This is a genomic window from Sneathiella aquimaris, from assembly GCF_026409565.1.
GTDB lineage: Bacteria > Pseudomonadota > Alphaproteobacteria > Sneathiellales > Sneathiellaceae > Sneathiella > Sneathiella aquimaris.
Genome location: NZ_CP112881.1, coordinates 3,278,188 through 3,300,083, shown reverse-complemented (window position 1 = coordinate 3,300,083; position 21,896 = coordinate 3,278,188). Strand labels below are relative to the sequence as shown.

The 21,896-nt window shown below is 48.7% G+C and carries 21 protein-coding genes; 5 read left to right on the top strand and 16 right to left on the bottom strand.

Going from position 1 to position 21,896, the window contains the following annotated elements; all coding sequences use genetic code 11:
- Nucleotides 1–85 precede the first annotated feature (85 nt).
- Complete coding sequence (locus tag OIR97_RS15495; protein WP_169543137.1) at nucleotides 86–370, top strand: DUF6460 domain-containing protein; 285 nt, start codon at nucleotides 86–88, stop codon at nucleotides 368–370.
- On the opposite strand, the gene OIR97_RS15490 is transcribed toward OIR97_RS15495, so the two are convergent.
- From OIR97_RS15490 to OIR97_RS15440, 11 genes are all read right to left on the bottom strand, one after another.
- Nucleotides 371–700: a TraR/DksA family transcriptional regulator gene (locus tag OIR97_RS15490; protein WP_169543136.1), complete on the bottom strand. Its 330-nt coding sequence runs from the start codon at nucleotides 698–700 to the stop codon at nucleotides 371–373.
- Nucleotides 701–800: 100 nt separating this feature from the next.
- Complete coding sequence (locus OIR97_RS15485) at nucleotides 801–1,823, bottom strand: 2-oxoacid:ferredoxin oxidoreductase subunit beta (RefSeq protein ID WP_169543135.1); 1,023 nt, start codon at nucleotides 1,821–1,823, stop codon at nucleotides 801–803.
- Between the two features lies 1 nt (nucleotide 1,824).
- Entirely contained in the window at nucleotides 1,825–3,645 is a 1,821-nt protein-coding gene (locus OIR97_RS15480) for a 2-oxoacid:acceptor oxidoreductase subunit alpha (RefSeq protein ID WP_219821555.1), read from the bottom strand.
- 318 nt (nucleotides 3,646–3,963) lie between these two features.
- Complete coding sequence (locus tag OIR97_RS15475; RefSeq protein ID WP_219821554.1) at nucleotides 3,964–4,572, bottom strand: TetR/AcrR family transcriptional regulator; 609 nt, start codon at nucleotides 4,570–4,572, stop codon at nucleotides 3,964–3,966.
- A gap of 112 nt (nucleotides 4,573–4,684) precedes the next feature.
- Nucleotides 4,685–5,152, bottom strand: a complete 468-nt coding sequence (locus OIR97_RS15470; protein WP_169543134.1) for an SRPBCC family protein — start codon at nucleotides 5,150–5,152, stop codon at nucleotides 4,685–4,687.
- Nucleotides 5,124–5,489: an ArsR/SmtB family transcription factor gene (locus tag OIR97_RS15465; RefSeq protein ID WP_169543133.1), complete on the bottom strand. Its 366-nt coding sequence runs from the start codon at nucleotides 5,487–5,489 to the stop codon at nucleotides 5,124–5,126. Before OIR97_RS15465 ends, OIR97_RS15470 begins: the two co-directional genes overlap by 29 nt.
- Before the next feature lie 80 nt (nucleotides 5,490–5,569).
- Entirely contained in the window at nucleotides 5,570–6,295 is a 726-nt protein-coding gene (locus OIR97_RS15460; protein ID WP_169543132.1) for an AsmA family protein, read from the bottom strand.
- A gap of 3 nt (nucleotides 6,296–6,298) precedes the next feature.
- Complete coding sequence (locus OIR97_RS15455; protein ID WP_169543131.1) at nucleotides 6,299–8,290, bottom strand: TRAP transporter permease; 1,992 nt, start codon at nucleotides 8,288–8,290, stop codon at nucleotides 6,299–6,301.
- 20 nt (nucleotides 8,291–8,310) lie between these two features.
- Nucleotides 8,311–9,474: a TAXI family TRAP transporter solute-binding subunit gene (locus OIR97_RS15450; protein WP_169543130.1), complete on the bottom strand. Its 1,164-nt coding sequence runs from the start codon at nucleotides 9,472–9,474 to the stop codon at nucleotides 8,311–8,313.
- A 280-nt stretch (nucleotides 9,475–9,754) separates the two neighbouring features.
- The gene (locus OIR97_RS15445) at nucleotides 9,755–11,758 is read right to left on the bottom strand and encodes a TRAP transporter permease (protein ID WP_169543129.1); all 2,004 of its coding nucleotides are present in this window, start codon (nucleotides 11,756–11,758) and stop codon (nucleotides 9,755–9,757) included.
- Nucleotides 11,749–12,894, bottom strand: a complete 1,146-nt coding sequence (locus tag OIR97_RS15440; protein WP_169543128.1) for a TAXI family TRAP transporter solute-binding subunit — start codon at nucleotides 12,892–12,894, stop codon at nucleotides 11,749–11,751. Before OIR97_RS15440 ends, OIR97_RS15445 begins: the two co-directional genes overlap by 10 nt.
- A gap of 147 nt (nucleotides 12,895–13,041) precedes the next feature.
- Here OIR97_RS15440 and OIR97_RS15435 point away from each other — a divergent pair, with 147 nt between their 5' ends.
- From OIR97_RS15435 to OIR97_RS15425, 3 genes are all read left to right on the top strand, one after another.
- Nucleotides 13,042–13,848: an IclR family transcriptional regulator gene (locus tag OIR97_RS15435; protein ID WP_169543127.1), complete on the top strand. Its 807-nt coding sequence runs from the start codon at nucleotides 13,042–13,044 to the stop codon at nucleotides 13,846–13,848.
- Nucleotides 13,849–13,926: 78 nt separating this feature from the next.
- Nucleotides 13,927–15,081, top strand: a complete 1,155-nt coding sequence (locus OIR97_RS15430; protein ID WP_169543126.1) for an acyl-CoA dehydrogenase family protein — start codon at nucleotides 13,927–13,929, stop codon at nucleotides 15,079–15,081.
- A gap of 29 nt (nucleotides 15,082–15,110) precedes the next feature.
- Complete coding sequence (locus OIR97_RS15425) at nucleotides 15,111–15,887, top strand: class II aldolase/adducin family protein (protein WP_219821553.1); 777 nt, start codon at nucleotides 15,111–15,113, stop codon at nucleotides 15,885–15,887.
- Nucleotides 15,888–15,905: 18 nt separating this feature from the next.
- On the opposite strand, the gene OIR97_RS15420 is transcribed toward OIR97_RS15425, so the two are convergent.
- Nucleotides 15,906–16,925 carry a glycosyltransferase gene (locus OIR97_RS15420; RefSeq protein WP_169543125.1) on the bottom strand — a complete coding sequence of 340 codons (1,020 nt, stop codon included), beginning with the start codon at nucleotides 16,923–16,925 and terminating at the stop codon, nucleotides 15,906–15,908.
- An 88-nt stretch (nucleotides 16,926–17,013) separates the two neighbouring features.
- A complete protein-coding gene (locus OIR97_RS15415) occupies nucleotides 17,014–18,216 on the bottom strand; it encodes a urate hydroxylase PuuD (RefSeq protein WP_169543124.1) in 1,203 nt (400 codons plus the stop codon).
- A gap of 136 nt (nucleotides 18,217–18,352) precedes the next feature.
- Here OIR97_RS15415 and OIR97_RS15410 point away from each other — a divergent pair, with 136 nt between their 5' ends.
- The gene (locus OIR97_RS15410; RefSeq protein ID WP_169543123.1) at nucleotides 18,353–19,249 is read left to right on the top strand and encodes a LysR family transcriptional regulator; all 897 of its coding nucleotides are present in this window, start codon (nucleotides 18,353–18,355) and stop codon (nucleotides 19,247–19,249) included.
- Here OIR97_RS15410 and OIR97_RS15405 read toward each other — a convergent pair.
- From OIR97_RS15405 to OIR97_RS15395, 3 genes are read right to left on the bottom strand one after another with little or no spacing between them, the layout of a single operon-like run.
- Complete coding sequence (locus tag OIR97_RS15405) at nucleotides 19,241–19,684, bottom strand: group III truncated hemoglobin (RefSeq protein ID WP_219821552.1); 444 nt, start codon at nucleotides 19,682–19,684, stop codon at nucleotides 19,241–19,243. The two genes, OIR97_RS15410 and OIR97_RS15405, sit on opposite strands and share 9 nt — an antisense overlap.
- Nucleotides 19,685–20,848: a cysteine desulfurase family protein gene (locus OIR97_RS15400; protein ID WP_169543122.1), complete on the bottom strand. Its 1,164-nt coding sequence runs from the start codon at nucleotides 20,846–20,848 to the stop codon at nucleotides 19,685–19,687.
- Nucleotides 20,845–21,855, bottom strand: coding sequence for an adenosine deaminase (locus OIR97_RS15395; RefSeq protein ID WP_169543121.1), 1,011 nt, complete (start codon nucleotides 21,853–21,855; stop codon nucleotides 20,845–20,847). Before OIR97_RS15395 ends, OIR97_RS15400 begins: the two co-directional genes overlap by 4 nt.
- Nucleotides 21,856–21,896: the final 41 nt, after the last annotated feature.

Genomic DNA, 21,896 nt, shown 5'->3' with positions numbered 1-21,896 from the left:
CGGCAGCTATTCAGTTTTGGCTGGTATCGGGTGTCAAATAGACTGTATGATGCCGTTGAACAATGTGAATGGATGAGCAGGTCGTATGTCAAAAAATGTTGGATCTTTAATTGTAAAGCTTTTGATTGGCTCGTTTTTTGTCGGCTGGATGCTGACGTGGTTTGACATAACACCACTGGACCTTCTCAAAGACCTGACAGGAACGATCGGTGAAATATATTCAATGGCGTTGTCGACTGTCCGGTGGGCTGCTGACTATATTCTTCTGGGAGCTGTCATTGTTATTCCCATATGGGCAATTGTCGCAGGAATGAATTTTTTGCAGGCAAAGTCACGCCGAAAAGGGCGCCCGACAGATAAACCGGATTGATCAAACCGAAGCGCATTCGATACAGACAGGGGTGCTGGGGTCGAGTGAGAGCCGCTTTTCTGATATTTCTTCATCACAGGTTACGCAATAGCCATAATCGCCATCGGCAAGTCGTTTGAGGGCCGCGTCGATACGTGTGATCTCATTTTTGCGTCTGCGGACAGTATCCTGTGCCATCGCTTGATTTTGCAGGGCATCCATTCGGGATAGCCGGCCTACCCTGGACTGATCCAATTCGACCGGTTTTTCATCATTGATACTGGCCGCCATAATATCTTCTAGTTCGGCTTTTCGGGCCAGCAACTTTTCTTTTGCTTCCTGAACGTTCATCCGTGCCTTCTAATAAAACACCGAGGTTAACGTGAAATTGAAAAGGATGCAAAAAAAAGCCGGTGCAGGGCACCGGCTTGATATCAAATTTGGAACGCTGCTACTTGACTTCCCAAGTATGGCCTTCTCTTAGCAAGGCATCCAGAGAAGGGGCTGATGAGGCTTGTTTTGCCGTGGTCATCTGTTCTTCCACACTGAGTTCATAGCTTGGTGCAGGGTCACAATAAAGGACGCCAAACGCAGTTGGAAAACCATTTCCTCCCATATCAGCGAGAAGGGTGGCCATCATTTTATTCTTTTCATCATGAACTAGAATGTCATCTTCCGTCACCCCATCTTCGCCAAGTGTTACCACCTCCAAGGTCAGGGACTGGGTGTTCAAGCGAATTCCTTTGTCCATTTCTGCACCAAAGATCAGCGGTTTTCCATGCTCAACATGAAGCTGTTTTTCTTTGGCAATATCACGGGCGAGCACATCATCAAAAACAGCATCATTGTAAACAATGCAGTTTTGTAGAATTTCCACCATTGAGGTCCCTTTGTGGGCGTGCGCCCGTTTAAGGGTGTCTGGCAGGTTTTTCTGAGTATCGTACCCGCGCGAAACGAAACGGGCACCGGCCCCTAATGAAAAGACCAGAGGTTTCAACGGAGCGTCAACTGACCCCGTCGGGGATGAAGGGGTGCGTAGCCCCGGTTCTGACGTTGGAGAATATTGGCCCTTCGTCAGACCATAAATTTCGTTGTTGCAAAGCAGAATCTGAATATCCACATTTCTGCGCAATACATGCAGCATATGGTTTCCGCCAATACTGAAGCCATCGCCGTCCCCGGTGACCAGCCAAACGTCAAGGTCTGTATTGGTCATCTTGATGCCTGTTGCAAAGGCGGGCGCACGACCGTGAATGGTGTGGAAGCCATAAGTTGACATATAATATGGAAAGCGTGAAGAACAGCCGATCCCTGATACGAAAACATAGTTTTCTTTCGGAACGTCAAGGTCCGGCAAAGTCCGTTGAACAGCTTTCAGAATGGCGTAATCGCCACAACCGGGACACCAGCGGACTTCCTGATCAGAGGCAAAATCAGCTGGTTTCATTTTATCTTTTGTAGAAATCACATTCATCTTACTTCTCCAACGCCTGATCAATTGCCTCTTCAATCTCGGCAATTTTAAAGGGTTGTCCAGTTACTTTGGTAATCGGACGGGCATCGATCAGATACTGATCTCTTAGGACTGTTTTCAGCTGACCATCGTTCATCTCAGGTACGATAACCGTATCGTATCCTTTCAGTAACTCTTCAAGGTTAGCAGGTAACGGCCATAAGTGTGTCAAATGGATATGGGCCACGTCTTTACCCTGCAACAGCTTGTTGCTGACCGCGCGACTGATCGGACCGAAAGTCGACCCCCAGCCAACAATAGCCAGTTTACCGTTCTCGTTTCCTTGCGCCGGTTTTTGCGCCGGAATGTCATTTGCAATCCCCAGAATCTTGTTTCTACGGAAATCCGTCATGGTTTGGTGATTGTCGGGCTCATAAGAAATATGGCCGCTGCCACTTTCTTTTTCGATGCCGCCAATCCGATGTTCCAGTCCAGCGGTTCCAGGAATAGCCCAGGGCCGGGCCAGCGTTTCCGGATCCCGGTTAAACGGCGCGAAGCTCTCAGCATCCGTGTAATGGGTGACTTTGAAAGGCTCACGGTCCTGCACTGACGGAATAAGCCATGGTTCCGCAGCATTACCAATATACCCGTCGGTCAATAACATAACGGGAGTCATATATTTGGTCGCCAAACGGCAGGCTTCAATGGCGACTTCGAAACAATCAGCCGGGCCACTTGCTGCAAGTACAACAAGCGGGGCATCACCGTTTCGACCATAAACGGATTGATATAGATCCGACTGTTCGGTTTTTGTCGGCAAGCCGGTAGACGGTCCAGCCCGTTGAGAGTTAACAATAACCAGCGGCAGTTCCGTTGAAATGGCGAGGCCAATGGCTTCACCCTTCAAAGCGATGCCGGGGCCAGAAGAAGACGTGATACCAAGGGCGCCCGCATAGGACGCGCCGATTGCCGAACAAATAGCGGCGATTTCGTCTTCTGCCTGAAAGGTTTTAACGCCGAATTGTTTCATCTTGGCAAGTGTATGCAAGACCGGAGACGCCGGTGTGATCGGATAGGAGCCGAAGTATATATCAAGGCCAGCGAGCTCGGCGCCGGCGACCAGACCCCATGCAAGGGCTTCGCCGCCTGTGACAGTCCTGTATACGCCGGGCTTCATTTCAGCGTGGTCGATTTCAAACAAGCCAACGGAATCTGATAGTTCTGCCGCTTCACCATAAACATGTCCGGCGTTCAGGGCTGCGATATTAGCCGCGGCGATTTCAGGGCGTTTTGCAAATTTGACGTTCAACCATTGTGTTGTGTCTGAACGGTCCCGTCCATAAATCCAGTAAACCAGCCCCAGAACCCAAAAGTTTTTACATCTAAGGCCTTCTTTTTGGCTAAGACCAAACTCTTTAACAGACTCGAGTACCAACCGGGTGATGTCGATTTCCAGGATTTTATAGTTTGAAAGAGATCCGTCTTGCAGAGGATCTGTATCATATCCGGCTTTCTTCAAATTCCGCGTATTGAAGGCGCCTTTATCGACAATGATAGAGCCGCCTTTACGTAGCCGCTGAATGTTTACTTTCAGGGCGGCCGGGTTTAACGCTACCAGAACATCAGGTTCATCGCCATGGGTCTCAATCCGCCGTGCTCCAAAGTTAATCTGGAAGGCAGAGACACCAAAGGTTGTTCCGACCGGGGCACGAATTTCAGCTGGGAAATCCGGAAAAGTGGCCAGATCATTTCCGGCAAGGGCCGTGGTATCGGTGAAGCGACTACCAGTGATTTGAATTCCGTCACCGGAATCGCCGGCAAACCGGATGACGACAGAGGGCACGTTTGCTCTGTGTTGGGAAGGTCCCGACAATTTCGTATTTAGTTCGTTCACTTTATTACTCGCTTCCAATCAGATTGTATTTTCGTTCACACTGACAGTTCTGATCTTACCGGTGTTACCCATAGTAAGGTTTAATCTTACGCCTTGTCATACCGTACTGAAACACTCTTTTTAGTGATAAGTCCCGCAAGGGGGCTTGGTTTCAATAAAGAATAACGCAAATTATTGTATGTGTACAAATGATAATTGCACTCACACAGCAAATATATTTTATAATCTGATTATGTAAATAAAATAATTACACAAAATTTTAGTGTGTTATTTATCAGTTGGGAGTTTTAGACCGTCTTTCAAGAGGCGAACAAACAAGGCGCCGATCTGCGCGGGGGTTTGTCCGCCGGGGCGATACCAGCTGCTGGACCAGTTTAGGGAACCTAAAAGGCTTAGTCGCAAAAGAGTGGGATCCACATCGGCAGGAAGCGGCAGGGCCTCAATCAATGCCATGAAAAGGGCATCGTAGCTATCCCGGCTTTCAATGAGTCTGATCCGAAGGGCGGGCGCTGTACGTGAGATATCCGCACATAATAAAATGGAAAAATTGTTGCCACCGAACAATGTGTTCATATGAGCAATGGCGGCTTTTTCCAAGCGTTCCCATGGGTCTTGAACGCCATCAATTGCTGTTTCAACGGCTTCGGTTATGAGGCGGGTACCCTCTTCATAGGTCGCAATGATCAGATCGTCTTTTGACGGGAAATGATAGTACATGGATCCCGCCAGCATGCCGGCCTCACGAGCAATGTCGCGCATGGAAGTTGCATCATAACCGCGTTGGTTAAAAAGATGGGCTGCAGAGGCCATTAATTCTTGCCGGCGATTGTCACTCCGGTAGGGGCCATCGTCATGTTTTTCTTTTGAATCCGCCACAAAACTTCCCTAACGAACAGTTGTTGGTCTTTTCGGTTATGCCCTCTGAATTGAGGGGCGGCAACTGAAAAAAACAGGCAACTGTTTTGTTAAGGCGTTTTTTGCCCCCGATCTAGGACGTCAAATACGAATCAAGGCAATTGAAGCAGCTTTCCCAACCTGATGTATGGCGTTCTTTCAGTTCTTGATCGGCGAGGTTAATGTGAAGCATTTTCATGCGTGTGCGATTGTCGGGCAAGCGTTCAAATTCCAGCGTAACATGCATTGGATGACCAACAGAGCCATCCTCTTGAAGCCAGCTCCATGAAAAAGCCAGTTTGCAGGGGGCTTCCACACAAGTGTAATGTCCGACGGCCGTATCTACTTCACCGTTGCTACTGACCATTGGAAATTTATAAGAACCCTCGACGATGGCGTTTGCTTCCGCATCTGGGCACGTCATTCCCTCTGGCGCCATCCAGGCCTTCAGGGCAACCGGATCGGTCCATGCCTTGAAAACCTCCTCAGGGGAGGCGTCAAATTCACGGACCAGTTCCAGTTGAATATTTGTTTTATTTTCTTCCCTTGTCATCACGTTCATCGGTTTTATCTCCTTGGGATTTCAGATCTTCCAAATAATCATCGAGCGCGGCAAATCGATCGGCCCAGAATTTTTGATAATGGGAAACCCAGTTACTTACTTCTTCGAGGCCTTTTGGATTAAGCGAGCAACGTCGCCATTGAGCATCAACTGTCCGGTCAATAAGATTGGCATTTTCCAGGACTTTCAGATGCCGAGAGATCGCGGGGGCAGACATGGAAAACGGTTTTGCAAGTTCGCCAGCCGTTTTCTCGCCATGGGTTAATTGGTCAATAATGGCCCGTCTGGTGGGGTCTGCAAGCGCTGCAAAAATTGTCGATAGAGGATCTGTGTTCATGTTTAACATTCATTTTAATTAACTAGATTGTTAAATACAACGGTTGGAGAGGTCTGTCAATAGACTAAATTAGTCTTTCCTTATTGGTTGAGGAGCTGACGGATTGCCTGAAACGCTTTTTCGGTTTCGTCCAGGGCACCGTTCATAATATTTCGGGCCTGATCGGATAGGTTGAGATCCGTACTGAGCGCGGCAAGGGTGGTGTTACGAAGAATAGGAACCAATATTTGACTTGCAAGGGCTGCAGGTGTCAGGCCATTTTCCGCCTGTCCAATACCTGTCAGGTGAATGTCCTCTAATTTGGCTGTCTTGCGTTGGCCAATCAAGTCGTTGGCCTGTACGACGACAACCCCGTTCTTCAGGTAGAAATTGTCCACGATCAATTTCTTCTTGGTGCCACCTGTCGGTGCGGAATTATCAATATATTGTTTTAGCGTTCGAAGATTGTCTGTTTCGGTTGCTATTTCATAGTTGATTTCCGGAGCGACGAGAATCATGCTTTTAATGTGAAGGATGTCGCTGTTCAGGGTTTCTGGGTCTATCCAGAGATCAATCCTGTCAATTGAGAAGGCATTTTTTCCCAAATATCCCGCTGGATTGGCGACTTTTACCTGAACCAACGTCGCGGTGCCTGTTGTTGGTGCAAATTCAGCGTCTTGCACCGTGACCTCCGTTTGGGTGAGGGCCGTGCCTTCTTCTTCTATCGTATCAATGATAATCGAACCGATAGAGACATAAACGGTGACGATGGCCGCACAAAAGATAAGTAAGCCGGCGGCCATCGCAATAGTTAAACCACGTTTCATAAATCAGGCATTCCGTATTGTTTGATTTCTCCTATTTGCAAACAATACGACGAGAACGGTTGGTACAGCAAGCGCTACCGCAATGAAGACCAGTTCATTGTTGCTGACCGGCATTAAACCGCCGCCGGGTGTCGCAAGAGCAAGACCAGAGATCAGCAATAAGCCACGAATAATCCAGCGTCCTTGCGGATGAATATCGAGCTTGCCAACCCAAGCAAGATACCCTTGAAGAGCGCTTGCAATTATCCACGTACCCAGGAGCGCGGTAAACACAACCTTGATTATCTCCAGTGTTTCACCCTGAAGGATCAAGGCTGGGTTCAGAACAAAGAAGAACGGGATGAAATAGATGATACTTCCCAGTTTCATTGCCTGAACGCCGGTCTCCATCGGTTTTGCGCCGGCCACTGTCGCCGCAGCAAACGCCCCCAGTGCAACTGGAGGAGTGATGAAGCTCAACATTCCCCAATACAGGATAAACAGATGGACAGCGAGCGGATCTAGACCAGCAGAAATCACGGCCGGAGCCAACGAAATTGCCAAGAAAATATACGCAGCCGTCACCGTCATGCCGATGCCGAGAATAAAACTGGTAAGGGCACCCATCACAAGGAGGATCAGGGGATTTCCGCCAGCCAGAAAGATAAGATCATTCGCAATTGTACCGGACATACCCGTTACAGCGAGTGCGCCTACGATTAGGCCAACACCACACAAAATGGCTGCCAGTTCGGCGAACAAGCTGGCTGCACCAAAAACAAACTGCTTCAATTCGCGCCATCCCCAGCGGGAATACGGGAAAATCTGATTGATCAGAATAAGCAGTGCTGTTGCATAGAATGGGGCAACAGACTCTTGTTTCAGGAAGACAAGAAGCCAAACAAGGATCACAAACACCGCAATGAAATGCCAACCTTCTTTCAGGGTTTTGCCCAGAGACGGCAATTCCTCTTTCGGCAATCCTTTCAGATCATTCTTTGCTGCATAGGCATCAATTTGTACGAACAGGCCAAAAAAGTAGAGGACCGATGGAATAATCGCGGCAATGGCGATATCGATATATGGAATCTCCAGAAAGGTTGCCATGATGAAGGCGGTTGCCCCCATAATGGGTGGCATCAGAACGCCGCCTGTGGAAGCACAAGTTTCAACGCCGCCCGCATAGGCCCGCGAAAAGCCCACTCGGCGCATGGCCGGAATGGACAGGACACCGGTTGTCAGGACGTTGGTGATCACACTTCCGCTCATGGAGCCCATCAGACCGGACGAGAAAATTGCGACCTTTGCTGGTCCTCCGCGAACATGACCTAAAAGGGCAAATGCGAAATCGATGAAGAATTTACCGCCGCCTGTATGCTGCAGCGCGACGCCAAACACCAGAAAACCGATGACCAGATTGGTAAAGGCACGCAACGGTATTCCAAGGACACTCTCGGAACTCATCGTATGGAAAATCGCAGTGTCCGGCAGGCTTGCCGCGGCACCTGAAATTGGTCCCGGCATAATATCTGCGAATGTCGGATAGAATGAAATGACTACGACAATCGCAAAAATCGCCAGACCGCCCGCTCTTCGAGTGCACTCAAAGATCAGCGCCCAAAACAGATAGCTCATATATATGGCGTGATCCGGGGCCGCATATTCCCATCCTTCATCCAGAATTTTTTCACTGCTGAAGGCAAAGTAAAAGCAAATTCCCATCATGATTGCCGCCAGAAAGGCATCATAAAGAGGAACTTTTGAAAGAGATGCTTTTGAATGGGCTGGCCACATCAAGAAGATGAGCGGAAGGAGGAAACCTGCAATGATGTAGGCGTACTGGTTTGAGAGGAAGGTAAAGCCAACAAAAAAGCCGAGGTTAAAAAGCTGATTTATTGACAGGATGAGGACGGTAATCGCAGAGATATAGGGAAGAAGTTCCCACCCGCCAGCGAGAGAACGACGGCGAGAAGATCCCGCCGCCGCTTCCTCTTGAGAATGTTCATTCTCTTTCATGACACTGAACGATCAGTATATTAGTTAAAGTTTACGGCAAGCTTCGCTGCTGCCAGTGCTTCCGCACGGGCTTTCGTCCAACCTGCTTTAAACGCGTCTTCTGATGGATTGGTCGCTTTATACGCGGCATAGGCTGTTGCCAGCACTTCCTGACGTTTTATGAGACGGTCCTGATGCTTCTGTGCGGCATCTGTCCACTTACCAATTTCTTTGAAGTATTTAACAGCACCTTCGTGGTAAGGAATAATCCATTCAAAATTCTGGTTTTCAATGGCCCAGCCTTTTGCACCAGGGGCATTGTCTTTATAGCCATCATGCTTTTCGACCATGGCTTTCGTCAGTGTATAGACCTGATCGGCAGGCTGGCTGGCGTTGGTCACCAAGATTGGATAAGGGTAACCCGCGCCAACCCATGGCTTGTCTTTGCTGATGTCGGCGCCGACTGTTGCTTTCACTGGTGAGAAATAAGGCGCAATATCGTTCATCCGTTTCCACGCTGCGGTGTCATCAGCTGGCAATGTTGACCAGGTAACGCCACGAGGGCTTGCGGCAAGGCGTTTCACATGTGGAGACACGGTTGATGAGAAGGCCGCATCAATCTGACCGTTGATCACGCCATCAATTGAATCTTTGAAGCCAGGGAATTCAACTTTAGTTACATCATCCCAAGTTAGCCCACCATAGGCAAGGAATGCAGTAGACGCGATGTTAAGGCCATCAGCGCCACGGACCCAGGCAATACGCTTGCCTTTAAGGTCGCTTAGTTTTTCAACACCAGAATCTTTTGCGATCGCAACACCAAGACCGAAAGATCCTTTTGATGTTAAAAGTGCACGCAGTGGCTGCGGGCCCCATTTATCAGTCGCAAATTGCATTACGCCTTCCTGACCGAAGTAGCTGGCAATACCGCAAGCGCAGTAATCAGCTTTGCCGATTTTCAGGGGGGTCATGCGAGAAATATCATTTTTGCCTGGCAAGACACGGAGTGACGTTCCGAATTCATTTTTTAGAACGTTACCGATGGCAACTGCCTGAGCGTAACCACTGGATGTGGTGCCGTAAGCAGTCCAGATCAGTGATTTGGGCAAGCCTTCTGCAGAAGCAATTGAAGTGGCACTGACAGCAGCCAAACCAGCAGCAGCCGCGAAGCCAATAGTCAGTGAGTTTTTTATAGAAATGCGCATTTGTTTCTCCCGATATAAGAATTGGAGTGTTTTGTTTTTGTCATTCCAACGCGAGGGCATTCTGCATAGCAGAACACCATTCTGCAAGAGCAAAAATTGTTTGACTTGCAGCAGAATCGCAATGCGGGTGAAGTGCACACACTGAATGCGGGTATGTCTTGGGGGAAGGATAATAAAAAAGTGCTTTGTATTTGATTTATATAATATTTATGCCAATGAAAAAAGAGCAGCAGATCTGATTATTTTGTCAAAATCAGATCTGCTGCTCCTCGTTTGGTCATTAGGTAATATGTTGTTTTTTGGTGTGGCCGCGATCAAAATAAAACGCCATAGCAACGGCAGGGCCCGTAAACATGAGGGCTGCCAAGCCTAATTCCAGGTCACTAAAGGGGATCAGATCGCTCCCCCCTGGAGTGGCAAGGAGTAAGCCTCCGAAAAGGACGGCGGCTCTGATCAGCCATCCGAAGACAGGATGTCTGTGCAGGTTGCCAATACCGATCAAATATCCTTGCAGGGCGCTTGCAACCAGGATGACACCCCCAACAGCGGACACAAACAGTAACATCGACCGTCCAATTTCGCCTTGCAAAATAAAGGCGGGATCCAGAACGAAGAAGAAGGGAACGAAATAGATAATCGATCCCAACCGCATGGCTTCCAGTCCTGTTTTCATTGGACTGGCGCCAGCAATCGATGCCGCAGCAAAGGCGCCCAGAGCAACTGGCGGTGTTATGAAAGAAACCATACCCCAATACAAAATGAACAAATGTACTGACATCGGTTCCAGACCACCTTGGATCAGTGCGGGGGCCAATACGATAGCCAAGAAAATATAGGCGGCGGTCACTGTCATGCCGATGCCCATAATAAAGCTTGTAATCGCACCCATTACCAAAAGAACAAGTGTGTTACCACCGGCAAGGAAAATCAGGTCGTTGACCAATGTTCCTGCCATCCCAGTAATGGAAAGTGCACCCACAATCAGGCCAACGCCAACAAGGATACCCCCAATTTCAGCCAGTAATTTGCCCGTAGCCAGAACGAAATTTACAAAGTCTTTTCCGTTCCACCGGCTATGCGGGAATATCTGATTGATCGCCAGCAGGAGGACCGTTGCGTAAAACGGAGCGAGTACTTCCTGTTTCAGATAAATCAACATGACGATTAACAGAACGAATACAGCGATAAAATGCCACCCCTCGAGCAGTGTCTGTTTGAGCGACGGTAAATTTTCCCGCTTTATCCCCGGCATGTCATTACGCGCTGCAAAGGCGTCGATCTGAATAAACAGAGCGAGGTAATACAGGATTGAAGGAATAATGGCGGCAACCGCAATCGTGATATAGGGCACATCCAAAAAGACGGCCATAATGAAGGCGGTTGAACCCATTATGGGTGGCATAAGCACACCGCCTGTGGAAGCACAGGCTTCAACGCCTCCCGCATAGGCTCTTGAAAAGCCGGTTTTTCTCATGGCCGGGATTGTCAGAACACCTGTTGTAATAACATTTGAAACCACACTGCCGCTCATGGAACCCATTAACCCTGAAGAAAAAATGGCTACTTTTGCAGGTCCTCCTCTGACATGTCCAAGTAATGCAAACGCCAAGTTGATAAAGAAGCGTCCCCCTCCGGTTTGTGTAAGCGCAACACCAAAAATCAGAAAACCGATGACAAGGTTGGCCAAGGCCTGCATTGGAATGCCGAGCATACTCTCTGCACTGAGGGTGTGGTAGGCGGTGGTATCTGCAAATGTACTGGACAGTCCTGAAATCGGCCCTGGCATTACTTCAGCATAGAGCGGGTAAAGAGAAATCAGGAAGACAATGACGAAAAGTGCTGTTCCGCCTGCCCGTCGGGTTGCTTCCAGCACCAAAGCCCACAGGAGCAGGCCCATGCCCACAACGTAATCTGGTGCCCCCATTTCCCATCCACTATCCAGTATTCTTTCTGCATTGATGAAAAAGAACATCAAAACAGCAAGCATGCTGGCGAAGAACAAGACGTCATACCAGGGCACTTGTGTCGTGCTGGACTGTTGGCGCATCGGGAAAATCAGGAAAACTAACGGGACAAGCAGGCCAAACAGGGCGTATTGGTACTTGTTGTCCAGCCAAATGTGATTAATGAAAAAGCCGAAATTAAAGAGCTGGTTCACCGAAAGGGCCACAACGATGAGGGTGGCAATAATCAGTACTAAATTCCAAAAAGACGACAGAGTGCGGTGGCGGGCCTGAATTTCAGGCTCCGCCACGTTGTTTTCCAGCTCTTTGGTTATTTCCATACTGGATTCATGCCTTTTGCTTCCAGTGCGGCCGCGCGGACTTTCATCCATTCGGTTTTGAAGTCTTCTTCAGAAAGGTCTTTGGATGCCATTGTTGCCCATGCATCAGCCAAAGTATTCTGACGGTCAATCAGGGCATTGTTATGGGCGTCCATTTCGGCCGTCCAGGCGCCGATCTCTTTCCAGTATTTAACGGCTGCTTCATGATAAGGAACAGCCCACTTGAACGTCTGACGGTCAAGATTCCAACCGGACATCGCAGGAAGAGCATCTTTATAATTATCATATTCTGTGTGAATGGCTTTGGCCATGGAATAGACCAGCTCAGGATCCTGATCGTCCTGTGTGATCAGAATGGGGTATGGGTAGGACCCAGCTTCATAGGGTTTGTCTTTTGAAATTCCGGTGCCAAGTGTTGCGACATGAGGAACAAAATAAGGGGCGACCTCATTCAGGCGTTTCCAGCCTTCTTTGTCGTCATGCGGCCAATCTGGCCAATAGATGCCACGTGGTGACGCCTGTAGTTTTTTTGTCGGTCCTGAAACGGTTGACGCAATGGCAGCATCAACCTGACCGCTGACCATGCCCTTCCACATCGCACCGTAACCACCAAATTCGATCACTTCGACATCGTCAAATGTCAGGCCGGCAAATGCCAGAGCCGCTTGCGCACCAATTGTGAGGGCAGGCGAGCCGCGGACAATACCGACGCGCTTGCCTTTCAGATCAGACATTTTGCGAATATTTGCGTCCGCGGCTGTGCCTAATCCAATATTCGCGTCTGATGTTGCAGACATGACCAGTCTGACTTTTTGGGGTCCCCATGCCTTTGATGCAAAGTTAAACACGCCTTCAGAAGCAAAATAGGTGCCGCCGCCGTTAGCAACAAACTGAACCTTGTTCGTGCGCAAGGGCGACATGCGGGAAATATCGTTTTTGCCCGGTACGACGCGCAAGTTTACGCCGTATTTGTCTTTAAGTGCCTTGCCAATTGCTACAGACTGGTTATAGCCTGTTGTACCAGTGTTGTAAGCGCTCCAGGCAAGTGTACCTGGTAATTTTACGTCACTTGCCGTTGCTAAACCTGTAAGCCCGAATACAATTGCTGACGCTACGGAAATTAATCCTGTTTTCATATGCTTCTTCTCCTCCCAATGAAAATGGAACTTTTTTTCTTCTCGTGATTCCATTAGAAGGGTATTCTGCATAGCAGAATTTAATTCCGCAATAATTTATTGTATTTATCTAATTTTATTCCGTCTGATATTCAACTGAGATCGAGGATGACCATTAAAAAATTTGAAGAAATTGTGGACGATCCGGTTGAAAAAGATCGGCATTTTGTAACGTCCCTTGCGCGAGGCTTGGAAGTCTTGCGGGCCTTCAGACCTGGTGAAGGCGCTGTTGGCAATAATGATCTTGCAAAAAGGACATCTTTGCCGCGGTCAACAGTATCGCGATTGACCAATACACTTGTTCAGCTTGGATATCTGATTCACCGAGAAGATATAGGGCGTTACGAGCCGTCACCAGCTGTTCTTTCCCTTGGATATACCGTTTTGGCGAATAGCAGACTGCGCTTATTCGCCTGTCCTGCAATGCGTGAGATGGCTAAGCAAACCGGATATAGTGTAGCACTCGGGGCTCGGGAAAAGCTGACAATGCTATACGTTGAGGCCGCGAGAGGATCGGTGTCTAGTACCCTTGTTTTGGAGGTCGGTTCGTATATTCCGATTGCAACAACTTCAATGGGGCGCGCTTATCTTTGCCGCATGCAGGAAGACGAACGAAACTTTTTGCTGGATCATGTGAAACGGGATGCGGGCGCCGACTGGGGCCGAATCAACAGTGGCCTTGAACAGGCAATGCGGGATTTTCAGGACTTTGGATTTTGTCTGTCCAGTGGTGACTGGCAGCGCGCGACCAGTGCGGTCGGCGTTCCGGTTTGGGATTCCAGTAATGGCGATCTGATGTCTTTTAATTGCGGTGGATCTGCTTATCTCGTGTCAGAAGACAAGCTGCGCGAAGAAATTGGACCACAACTGGTTGCGTTGGCAAGGGGCGTCGAGGTCATGTGTGGCCCGTCCTGACTTTGCCTGTAACTCTAAAAGAAACGACCCTCTAACTACTAACACTCAATCAAGAAAAACAAAAAAGGACTTGGTGCAATGGCATTAGATCAGGAAACCTATTCACAAATGAAAGAAGCGGTGAGCCGCTTCGTCCGAGAACGTCTTGTTCCTGCCGAAGATATTGTCGAACAAACAAACGATGTTCCTGAAGATATCATCGAGGAAATGAAGGAACTTGGCCTGTTTGGTCTTTCCATTCCTGAAGAATATGGTGGGATCGGCCTGAATATGGAGCAGGAATGCGGCATCATTCATGAGATTTGCCAGGCATCACTTTCATTTCGCTCTGTCATTGGAACAACGGTTGGAATTGGCAGTCAGGGCCTTGTCATGACCGGTACGGAAGAACAGAAGCAACAATATTTGCCACGGCTTGCAACGGGAGAGATCAGTTCTTCCTTTTGTCTGACCGAACCAGAGGCCGGCTCAGACGCTGCATCGCTCAAGACCACCGCGATCAAAGACGGTGATGACTACGTCCTAAACGGAACAAAGCGCTATATCACCAATGCTTTGCGGGCGGGCATGCTTACTGTTATGGCACGAACGGACATTTCCAGAAAAGGTGCCTCCGGTGTTTCCGCTTTTCTAATCGACCCTGCTACGCCGGGCATTACAATTGCCAAGGCGGACGACAAAATGGGACAGCGCGGCACGAAGACCAGCGATGTCATTTTTGAAGATGTGCGGGTCCCTAAAGATTGCCTGCTTGGTGGCGTAGAAGGGCAGGGTTTTTATACTGCTATGAAAGTGCTGGATCGTGGGCGCCTTCATTTGAGTTCGGTCGCCACCGGCATTTCCGAGCGTATTCTGCATGAGGGCCTGACTTATGCCGCGGATCGCAAACAGTTTGGTCAAGCCATTGGAGAGTTCCAATTGGTACAGGCCATGCTTGCTGACAGTCAGGCGGATCTGTATGCTGGAACATCAATGACCCTTGATGCGGCCCGCCGTTATGATGCCGGAGAGGATATTGCGATGCTTGCGGCCTGTTGTAAAATGTTCACAACGGAAGCCGCCGGACGTATCGCGGATAAGGCCGTTCAGATCCACGGCGGGGCCGGATATATGTCGGAATATAAGGTCGAGCGGTTTTACCGCGATGTTCGGTTGCTGCGACTCTATGAAGGCACAACACAAATCCAACAACTGGTTATTGGCAGAAATATGCTGAAATCAGTAAACGGCTAATAATAAATAATGGAACAAAGGAGCTGAAAATGGGAGTTGATAAAATTAAACAGATGGTGCCCAGCCTGAAAGGCAAGGTGTCAGACGAAGAATGGGAAACTCGTGTCAATCTTGCCGCTTGTTATCAGTTGGTCGCTCATTATGATATGTCGGATTTGATTTTCACACATATCTCGGCCCGTATTCCCGGGTCTCATGACCAGTTTTTGATCAATCCTTATGGCTTGTTTTTCGATGAAATTACAGCTTCCAGCCTTGTGAAGGTTGATATTGACGGAAACGTCCTGGATGAAACCGATTTTTTCATCAACCCTGCGGGATATACCATTCACAGTGCTGTCCATGGCGCACGGCATGATGTTGAATGCGTTTTGCATACACATACAGTTTCAGGCATGGCGGTTTCTGCGCAAAAGCAGGGTTTACTTCCAATTTCACAGCATTCACTCATGTTCTATAACAGACTGGCTTATCACGGATACGAAGGGATTGCCCTTAATCTGGACGAACGGGAGCGTCTGGTTCGGGACTTGGGTGAAGATAATATTGCCATGATCCTGCGCAACCATGGTTTATTGACAGTCGGTACGACAGTTGCAGAAGCGTTCCGACGCATTTTCTATCTTGAAAAAGCCTGTCAGGCTCAAATTCAAGCCTTGAGTGGTGGATCAGAAATTATTATTCCGCCGGTTGAAGTGTGTGAAACAGCGCTGGAGCAATTCAAATCACTGAGTAGCCGGAATGTCCTCGAATGGGATGGTCTGCTGCGTATTCTTGACAATAAAGGAAGTAATTTCCGTCACTAGGATCAGGCTTGTTGCGGGTCAGGTTACCTGTTCAAAAAGGGACTTCCAGTTTTGAACAGCGACCTGTTCCGTGAATTTTTGATTATATTCTGCAAGACCATTTTTCGTGAGCGTCTCCGATAAGCCGGATTCTTCAACAACAGATCTGACATGCGCACTCAGTTCCCCTACGTTATCGACGTCTGCCAGTAATCCGTTCACGCCATGCGTGATATAGGCCGCTGGTCCGGCAGAGGCCGCTGCGACAATGGGGGTGCCGGATGCCCAAGCGTCCAATGTAACATTTCCAAATGGTTCGATGCGGGATGGATATAAACAAATGTCTGCCGCTGCAAACAGGGCCTCCTTATCCGTACGCCACCCAAGAAAACGAACTCTGTCGGTAACATCAAGGGTGTCTGCCAGTTTTTGAAGATCGGCCAATAAATCACCGGCACCGGCAATCCACAAATAGCAATTGTCCAGATCAGCGAGAACTTTGAGCGCAGTATCCATCGCCTTGTTATGATGCAGGCGTCCCAAGGACAGTAGCACTGTAGCGCCTTCCGGGGTGTTTAAGGAAGCCCGATCAATGGGCGGCACGGATTTCCAGGTTAGAAAATTGGGAATATAATGGGTTCTCTGTGCAGGCCAACCTTGCTGAATGATAAAGTCACAGAGCGCTTCGGTATTACCAATCAGATGATTGCTTTTTTGAAAATACTTAAGCTTGTAATAGCCTCCAAGCCGGGCAAGTTTTGGGAAATTCCCGTCAGGGGTCAGGTCGGAAGCCCGCGACATCCAGCTCATAAACATATCGGGTTTATACGTATTTGCCATATGTTGGAGCTTACGCCGGGTAAAGAAATCGAATTTTCCGCCAAACCGGAGTTCGATGGGCGTTAGGCCCTGTTCGAGCAATTGTATTTTCCGGGTTTCGTTCGCCCGCATTGTCAGAAGCTGATCAAATCCGGAGCGATGAAAAGCACCCGCCAGATTGACGAAAAATGTTTCTGCTCCGCCGTGCCCGGCGCCGCCAATCGCTTGCATGACTTTCATGAATACCCTCCTGCCTGTGGTCTTTATACTGAAAGGGCCGCTTTTTGCAAAGCGGCCCTTTCAATTCCGTAATTGAGTAAAGAACTGATTAGTCTGCGTTGGCGCCTTGTGCGACCCACTGACCAACAAGTTTCCGTTCGGCCTCAGTCATTTCCGTAATGTTGCCCAAGGGCATAACATCCGTATCGACAGTCTGCTGGCGAATGCGCGTGTGCTCTCGAAGTATTTGTGCCGCGGTTTCCAGCACCACTCCTTTTGGCGGAGTGTCAAAATCCTCACTCGTGGGTTTGGCGGCATGACAACTGACGCATCGATCCTGTATGATTTTTTGGACGGTTGTAAATGAGACTTTATCAGCGCCTGAGAAGTCCTCAGTTTTTGGGGTGGCAGCCCAGGCAATAGCAAAGAATAAAACAAAGGCAATGGGTAACAGAACCATTCCCTGTTTCGATTTTCCCTGGTTTTTCATATTGAAATAATGCCGGACCAAGACCCCAACAGCGGCAATTGCGGCAAGTACCAGCCAGCTGAACTCATGGCCAAAGGTCATTGGGTAGTGATTGCTGATCATGATAAACAGCACGGGCAGGGTGAAGTAGTTGTTATGCAAGGATCGCTGTTTCGCTTTTAGGCCCGGCGCAGGATCAGGTGTTTCGCCGCGTTCTGCGGCGCCAACAAGGGCCCGCTGGCCGGGCATGATCACCATCATGACATTCGCCGCCATAATGGTCCCGATAATGGCGCCTACATGGATGAAGGCTCCCCGACCACTAAACACCTCGCTTAACCCCCAGGCTGCGGCAGTGAGTAACAAAAACAGGCAAAGACCAAAAACGCCCTGATGCCGAATAAGCGGGGTTTTACATAGGAAATCATAAACTATCCAGCTGCCGACCAGTGATCCCAAGCCGATCAAAATGGCGGTGTCTGTAGAAATATCCGCGACACTTTTGTCGATCAGGTAAATCTCCGCACCAAAGTAATATAGTAATGTCAGCAGTACGAAGCCGCTTAACCAAGTGAAATAGGCCTCATATTTGAACCAGTGAAGATGGTCTGGTAATGCGGGCGGGGCAACGCGGTATTTTTGAACTTCATAAAAACCACCCCCATGAATGGCCCAGAGTTCACCCCCGACACCATCCTTGTCTTTTCGTCCACCAGCTTTGGGGGGCGTCAGGTTCATATCCAGCCAAATGAAATAAAAGGATGCACCAATCCATGCGATCCCGGTTATGATATGGATCCATCTTACTCCCAGAAGAAGCCACTCCATCAGATCAATGCCCATTAGTCTCTCCACTCATCCTGTCAGTCCCCAATTACTTTTATCCTGCAAATGACTGATCGACAATTGTGCGAATTTTTTTATTATATTGGAAGTCTAAATAAAGAATATATAGTTTCAAAATAATTTTGATAATAAAATGGCAACATTAACGGATATGGCCGCATTTGTCGCGGTTGTGGAGCAGGGTAGTTTTTCGAGCGCCGGGCGGGAACTCAGAGTGTCAACTGCGGTTATCAGCGCACGCGTGGCGCGGCTTGAAAGGCAGATCGGTGTAAGACTGCTGAATAGGACAACCCGTCAGGTTGTGCCGACTGAAGAAGCCAAACGGTACTATCAGGATTGCAAGAATATTTTGGGGCAAGTTGAGCAAGCCGAAGCCAGTTTATCTTCCAGGCGGGAAAATCCTTCGGGAAGCATGAAGATCACGGCGCCAGTTGTATTCGGTCGCCGCTACCTTGCGCCGCTTCTTTCGGAATTTCAGTTGGCATATACAGATTTACAAATCCGACTGCATTTGGCCGATCACTTTGTGGATCTTGTGGGCGAAGGTATGGATATGGCTATTCGTATTGCCGATCCATCAGACTCGTCTCTGGTGATGAAGAAGTTGGCAGAAAGCCCTCGGGTTATCTGTGCCTCTCCAGATTATTTGGAAGTGAACGGTTGCCCTGAAAAGCCGGATGATTTGCTGCGGCATAATTGTCTGCTCCTTCGTTTTCCGGGTTCAACCCAGTTTCAATGGCGCGTGCAGACCGATACCGGTATGCAAACCATTCCGGTTCGCGGCCAACTGGATAGTAACAATGGCGATGTTCTTCGCCAATGGGCGCTGGAAGGGCGCGGGTTGGTGTTGAAATCCAGATGGGAAATCGAAGACGATCTTAAGGCAGGCCGCCTGATCCCGGTTTTGGAAAAATTTCCACCATCTCCGGTGAGTATTTCAGCTCTTTACCCTTATGGGAAAATGACCCCTATGAAGGTTCGATTGTTGATTGATTATCTGGCCGAGAAAGTATCTGCGGGCTTAGGTTGAGTTTTTCGGCGTCTGTAGCATATGTGGGCTGGCTGGATTATAAAACATGCCAAGGGATAGGCTTTGGGCAATATTTTCAGCCTTGCCAAAAATAAAGGCGACGTCGTCTTCGCAGAACAGGTCCGTCAGGGTTTCATGAAATAACGAAAGCCATCGATCAAAGTTTTCCGGTTCGACTTTGGATTTCAGTGAAATATGCACCTTCATCGGGTTACCGGAATAAAGACCACTCCCGTTCAGGACAGATGACCAGAACCGGTACATTTTAGGCATATGCTCGTCCCAGTGATCCCCAATTGCTGAATTGAATATAGGACCAAGGATGTCGTCGACTTTTACTTTCTCATAAAAGCGATCCACCATTTTGATGATTTCATCATTTGGCATACGAGCAGTGCGCGACACGTGTCGGGGATTTTCAATGGGAGGGATCATTTACGTACCTAACGTCTGACAGGCATTGGCGATCATACTAGCGGCGTAGCGCACCTCAGTCTCTGTGACATAACGCCCCAGACCAATCCGAATTGTACTGTCACATTCTGATGGGGTGAGCCCAATGGCTCTCAAAACGTGAGACGGCTTTCCATCATGGGACAGGCAGGCCGACCCTGTTGATAGAGCAAGCATAGGCAAGGCCGCCAACAGGTCTTCTGCTGATACATGTTTGAATGTAATGCTCAGACAACCTGGGAGCGTCATCTTTGGGTAACCATTAAACCGAATAGCGTCGCCCAGCTTGCCAATCAGATGGCTTTTCAAGGTTTTGGAGAGCTGGTGAAGTTCAGCATTATCTGCGGCACGAGAATGTGAGATCAGGGTTGCAGCAGCACCAAAAGCGGCAGCGAGGGCTGCCGATTGTGTTCCGCTTGGCCTCACCCGCTTGGGTATTTTGACCCCCCTCCTGACGTAGAGCGCACCAATGCCTTGCGGCCCATATAGCTTATGGGCGGAAAGGCTGGCTGCCTTTATTTTCAGGGCACTGACATCTAATTTGTTGGAGGCAAGAAGCTGGACACAGTCGCTGTGAAAAGGGATGTCGTTAATAGCACAGATTTCATCAATAGCAGAGATATCCTGCAGTGTGCCAATTTCATTATTGGCCGCTTGCAAGGTTACTAAAGCCGTTTCAGGGCGCATTGCTTCCTTCAATTCTTGAAGAGAAATGCGTCCCGTCGGGTCGACGGGAAGGAACGTCACCGTATGGCCTTCTTCCTGATAGTATGACAGCTGCTTAAGGATCGAATGATGTTCCGTGACACATGAAATAATATGGGCAGGTGCCTCACGGTTGGACAGGAAAAGCTGGAATGCAATCCTATTGGATTCCGTTGCGCCCGACGTAAACAGAATTTCATCGGGTTTTGCCCCGATAAGATTGGCTACATCCTGTCTGGATTTTTCAATCAAATGGGCTGCGTTCAAGCCAAAAATATGGTCTTTGCTTTGCGGATTACCCGGATGCTCCAAAGCGTTGAACAGCGCAAGTTCTGCTTCAGGTGCAAGGGGCGTTGTTGACTGGTGGTCCAAAAACAGGGGGAGGAGAATTTCTTCTCCTTCAAACTCGATCAGTTTGATATGATCCCCAATATTGGTCATGTGGAAAGGTAGTTTTCTAACTGGTCCAAATGTTGACGCCTTTGTTCAGGTGTGCAGAAGGTCGCCTCGAAACCATTTCGGCATAGGGTTATCAGATCCTCTTTTGAAAGATTAAGGGCTTCCGAGATGGCCAGGTAATTTTCATTCATATAGCCGCCAAAATAAGCGGGATCGTCTGAATTCACCGTGGCCTTTAAACCCTTGTCCAGCATGGTTTTAATGGGATGCCTGCGCATATCGGTTACACCCGCCAGTTTGAAATTCGAGAGCGGGCAGACGGTTAGTGCAATACCGGATTGGCTCAGGCGGGCAGTCAAATCACTGTCTTCCAGACTACGGTTTCCGTGATCCAGTCTATCGACTTTCAGCAGGTCCAACGCTTCAATAACATATTCAGGCGGGCCTTCTTCTCCCGCATGGGCAACGCTCAGGAAACCCTCTTCCCGGCACCGGGCATAAAGCCGTTCAAACTTTGACGGTGGATGGCCCAATTCAGAGGAATCCAACCCGACGGCCGCAATTTTGTCCTTATGGGGTAACGCTTCTTCCAGCGTCTTGAAGCCCTCTTCTTCGCTTAGATGGCGCAGGAAGCTCATGATCAGTTTAAAGGAAATGCCAAGTGTTTTTTCACCTTCGATCAAGGCATTATAGATGCCATTGATGACGGTGCTGAATGGGATGCCGCGATCTGTATGGCCTTGCGGGTCAAAGAAAATTTCAACATGAATGACATTTTGGGCGTGTACCTTTTCCAGATAGGCCCATGTCAGATCGTAAAAATCCTGTTCTGTTTGCAGAACACCCATCCCCTGATAATAAATATCAAGAAAATCCTGCAGCTCGGTAAACTCGTAGGCTGCCCGAATATCTTCGACGGATTTGTAGGGAAGATCGATCTTGTTGCGTTGGGCGAAAAGAAACATCTGTTCAGGCTCAAGGCTGCCTTCGATATGAAGATGTAATTCTGCCTTTGGCAAGCCTTCAATAAAGTGTTTTAGCGTGGACATTTTATGTTTCTCTCCTTTTAGATACATAAAACCCTCGCCAG

What these genes read in the sequence shown, in the direction of transcription:
- OIR97_RS15430 (WP_169543126.1), top strand. Translation starts at nt 13,927, where the DNA reads ATGGCATTAGATCAGGAAACCTATTCACAAATGAAAGAAGCGGTGAGC.
- OIR97_RS15450 (WP_169543130.1), bottom strand. Translation starts at nt 9,474, where the DNA reads ATGCGCATTTCTATAAAAAACTCACTGACTATTGGCTTCGCGGCTGCT.
- OIR97_RS15425 (WP_219821553.1), top strand. Translation starts at nt 15,111, where the DNA reads ATGGGAGTTGATAAAATTAAACAGATGGTGCCCAGCCTGAAAGGCAAG.
- OIR97_RS15440 (WP_169543128.1), bottom strand. Translation starts at nt 12,894, where the DNA reads ATGAAAACAGGATTAATTTCCGTAGCGTCAGCAATTGTATTCGGGCTT.
- OIR97_RS15460 (WP_169543132.1), bottom strand. Translation starts at nt 6,295, where the DNA reads ATGAAACGTGGTTTAACTATTGCGATGGCCGCCGGCTTACTTATCTTT.
- OIR97_RS15490 (WP_169543136.1), bottom strand. Translation starts at nt 700, where the DNA reads ATGAACGTTCAGGAAGCAAAAGAAAAGTTGCTGGCCCGAAAAGCCGAA.
- OIR97_RS15420 (WP_169543125.1), bottom strand. Translation starts at nt 16,925, where the DNA reads ATGAAAGTCATGCAAGCGATTGGCGGCGCCGGGCACGGCGGAGCAGAA.
- OIR97_RS15445 (WP_169543129.1), bottom strand. Translation starts at nt 11,758, where the DNA reads ATGGAAATAACCAAAGAGCTGGAAAACAACGTGGCGGAGCCTGAAATT.
- OIR97_RS15410 (WP_169543123.1), top strand. Translation starts at nt 18,353, where the DNA reads ATGGCAACATTAACGGATATGGCCGCATTTGTCGCGGTTGTGGAGCAG.
- OIR97_RS15405 (WP_219821552.1), bottom strand. Translation starts at nt 19,684, where the DNA reads ATGATCCCTCCCATTGAAAATCCCCGACACGTGTCGCGCACTGCTCGT.
- OIR97_RS15415 (WP_169543124.1), bottom strand. Translation starts at nt 18,216, where the DNA reads ATGGGCATTGATCTGATGGAGTGGCTTCTTCTGGGAGTAAGATGGATC.
- OIR97_RS15400 (WP_169543122.1), bottom strand. Translation starts at nt 20,848, where the DNA reads ATGACCAATATTGGGGATCATATCAAACTGATCGAGTTTGAAGGAGAA.
- OIR97_RS15495 (WP_169543137.1), top strand. Translation starts at nt 86, where the DNA reads ATGTCAAAAAATGTTGGATCTTTAATTGTAAAGCTTTTGATTGGCTCG.
- OIR97_RS15485 (WP_169543135.1), bottom strand. Translation starts at nt 1,823, where the DNA reads ATGAATGTGATTTCTACAAAAGATAAAATGAAACCAGCTGATTTTGCC.
- OIR97_RS15435 (WP_169543127.1), top strand. Translation starts at nt 13,042, where the DNA reads ATGACCATTAAAAAATTTGAAGAAATTGTGGACGATCCGGTTGAAAAA.
- OIR97_RS15465 (WP_169543133.1), bottom strand. Translation starts at nt 5,489, where the DNA reads ATGAACACAGATCCTCTATCGACAATTTTTGCAGCGCTTGCAGACCCC.
- OIR97_RS15470 (WP_169543134.1), bottom strand. Translation starts at nt 5,152, where the DNA reads ATGAACGTGATGACAAGGGAAGAAAATAAAACAAATATTCAACTGGAA.
- OIR97_RS15395 (WP_169543121.1), bottom strand. Translation starts at nt 21,855, where the DNA reads ATGTCCACGCTAAAACACTTTATTGAAGGCTTGCCAAAGGCAGAATTA.
- OIR97_RS15455 (WP_169543131.1), bottom strand. Translation starts at nt 8,290, where the DNA reads ATGAAAGAGAATGAACATTCTCAAGAGGAAGCGGCGGCGGGATCTTCT.